Below are 2,666 nucleotides of genomic sequence, written 5' to 3' on the forward strand. Positions count from 1 at the left end.
GGCAAGCGGTCGCGTTCCTCCTCATGGTCGGCCCCTCGTGGCAGGGGGCGAACGTACTGAAACGCAGAACGGCCGGAACGACATTGCACCGAATGCCTTCAGGAGCGCCTTCCCGCCCGCCCGGACGCTCCGGGGGCGGAGGGGAGCAGCTCGGAGAAGACCTCCGCGAGCTCGTCCTGTCGGACCGGCTTGTTGAGAAAGGCGTCCATGCCCGCTTCAAGACATCGCTCACGGACCTCCGCCGTCTCGTCGGCGGTGAGGGCCACAATGCAGAGCTGTCCGTCACGGGGCCGTGCCTCGCGGATCCGGCGCGTGGCCTCCAGCCCGTTCATCTCCGGCATCCACACGTCCATCAGCACGACGTCGAAGTGCTGGACCTGCACGGCGTCTAGCGACTCGCGGCCGTTTTCGACGATTCTCACCTCGTGTCCCATCCCGTCTAGCACGTCCCTCGTGATCTCTTGGTTGACGGTGTCGTCCTCGGCCAGGAGGACCCGCCAGGGGCCAGCGTCTGCCTGGTTATTGCGCGCCTCCGGGTCGGGCGGTCCTCTCGTCACGGTTCATGGGGGAACATAGTCGAGGGTCGAGTTCAGCAGTCCTCTGCCGTGGGGGCCCCGAATCGCTGTCCTACACAGGTGCCACGGAAGCGAATGAGGGCTGCTCCTCCGCCGACGAAGCATCCGCCGACGTGAGATGAGTGTATCTCAAGAAGGGATCACGGTTGGGTCGAGAAAGATGTGGCGTCTCTGAGACTGAGAGGGGGAATCTATCGTGCATGTCCCCGGAGGTTCCTTCGGACTTGATCACGCCGGTGCCGGTGGGGCGACCCCCCGATCCCGCCTGCCAGGGATCGATGCGCAGGAAGATCCCGAGACAATCTATCTGAATGTGCCCTGTTCTCCGCAGCGCCGTTGGACGCCAGTGGTCCTGCCGAGGGAACTCGGATCCGGTGGTGGAACGCACAAAAAACCTGCGTCGGGTGCGGAAAGATATCGGATGTCCCTCAGAGGACACGTTTCGGGATCCACTACGCCTCTCAGCCGTCGTTCCGGTGAGGACCGTCGATTCGTGCTGCCATGTCCCGTCGTTCCGAGTCGTCCAGTTCGGCGTAGTAGACAACCCCGAGCCCGTCGACATCGGCCACAGCGTCGGTGTCGGCCTCTGTTGCCGAGAGGCCCAGCACCACACTTCCGTCGCGCAACGTCTGCGTACTGTCTAGCGATACCGCATCGAGGTCGACGATGTAAAACCAGCTGTGTTGGGAGTGCGGCCGGTTGATCGGAGGATCCTCCGCACTGCGGAGGGCAACGTTAAGCCGGAAGCGAGCCGCGACCCGAGAGTGCATGCTTCGGAGTAGAAGAGCGAGAGAGCACGGGGCCTGCGTTGGTCAGGCACTACGGCTGATACGCCGCAAAAGACGTACCACACTGTCAGATGTGTCTCTCCATTCCGTACGGCTGCCGGCGATGAGTCTGCCAGAGCACGGGAGGAGTTCCCTGATCTGAGACACCAGGGCCGGTCCCGTCGGTCCCCAAACTGAAAGCTGAGCCAGAACGTGGTCAGCTTCGCCGGGTCCGCTGTGGCAAATGCAGGAAGTGCCGTCTGGTGGGCCGCCGGCTCTGCCAAAGCGAGCGCCCGCCGCGGGGGGGACGGACAGTTGCCCCACGCTCGGACGGTCTAGAAGCCGGTCTCGAGCCCAGAACGGCCACGGGCAGACGAACGGCCAGGGCCAGGAGTGCATCCTCTAATGAATGCGAGCGAATTGCATCCCGAGCCCTCAGGTCCCCCGATTCCTCTCGTCCGAGCTCCCTGGCCGACCGTGGTTCAGCACATCGGCTTTCTCTCCCCGCCAAGTCAGTTTCAGCGCCTACGGATACAGCGACGTGGTACGAAAATACGTAATGCGAATGCATGGTCACCCCCAGCCGTGGTCGGGGCGATTACACGCCAGGAGACGACTTTTGGGCCCGGGCGCAGGCAGCATCAGTCTCTGACGCCGAGCCATTGTGGGCGCGCTCTCCTAGTCGCAGATGACTTCCTCATCCCAAGCACTGTGCACCCGAGAGGTCGGCCCCGGTCCCTGGTGGACGACCTGCTGGACCTCTCGAAGATCGAGTCCGGGCGTGGGGACGGTGTCTGTGTCGCTGATGTGCCAGAAAGCGACGGAGGCGGGAAATCACGCCAGATCCGCGCCGACATGATTGGCGAATCAGTGCACGTCTCCGTAGAGGACGAGGGCGCAGGCATTCCCTACGCGCACCAGTCGAAGATCTCCGACCCGCTCGTTCAGGTCGATGGCGACCAGGCTCCTGGTGGAACGGGCCTATCTCGTGCTTCGGTGCTGGCAGGGATAAGCCGGTCCCGACTCACAGCAACCCAGGAGCCGCGAGGCCGCGACCGGGCCGGTGTTGGCCGTGTGTGCGAGGTCCAGAATGGCCCCCACAATCACGACGACGCCCCAGCGGGGACGCGGGTTCTCGGTTCCCGCCATTCAGTGCAAACGACTACCCCTGCCAGTAGCTCGGGGTCAGGACCACGAGGAACGTCATCACCTCCAGGCGGCCCGCCACCATCAGCAGGCACATGAAGATCTTCGTCGGGACCGGCAGGGCCTCGAACCCGCCCATCGGCCCCACGGTGCCGAAGCCCGGGCCGATGTTGCCCAG

At 64.3% G+C, this 2,666-nt stretch carries 2 protein-coding genes; both read right to left on the reverse strand.

The features are described 5' to 3' along the window. Positions 1–98: 98 nt before the first annotated feature. The gene (locus ABEL04_RS12530) at positions 99–557 is read right to left on the reverse strand and encodes a response regulator (protein ID WP_375802730.1); all 459 of its coding nucleotides are present in this window, start codon (positions 555–557) and stop codon (positions 99–101) included. Between the two features lie 479 nt (positions 558–1,036). Further along, on the reverse strand, positions 1,037–1,345 hold the full coding sequence (locus ABEL04_RS12535; protein ID WP_375802731.1) for a hypothetical protein: 309 nt from the start codon (positions 1,343–1,345) through the stop codon (positions 1,037–1,039). Between the last annotated feature and the right edge of the window lie 1,321 nt (positions 1,346–2,666).

Origin of the sequence: Salinibacter sp., from assembly GCF_042218895.1 — a bacterium.
In the GTDB taxonomy this organism is placed as follows: domain Bacteria; phylum Bacteroidota; class Rhodothermia; order Rhodothermales; family Salinibacteraceae; genus Salinibacter.

Bases quoted from the DNA above. Each gene is read 5' to 3' on its own strand.
- ABEL04_RS12535 (WP_375802731.1), bottom strand. From the start codon at position 1,345: ATGCACTCTCGGGTCGCGGCTCGCTTCCGGCTTAACGTTGCCCTCCGC.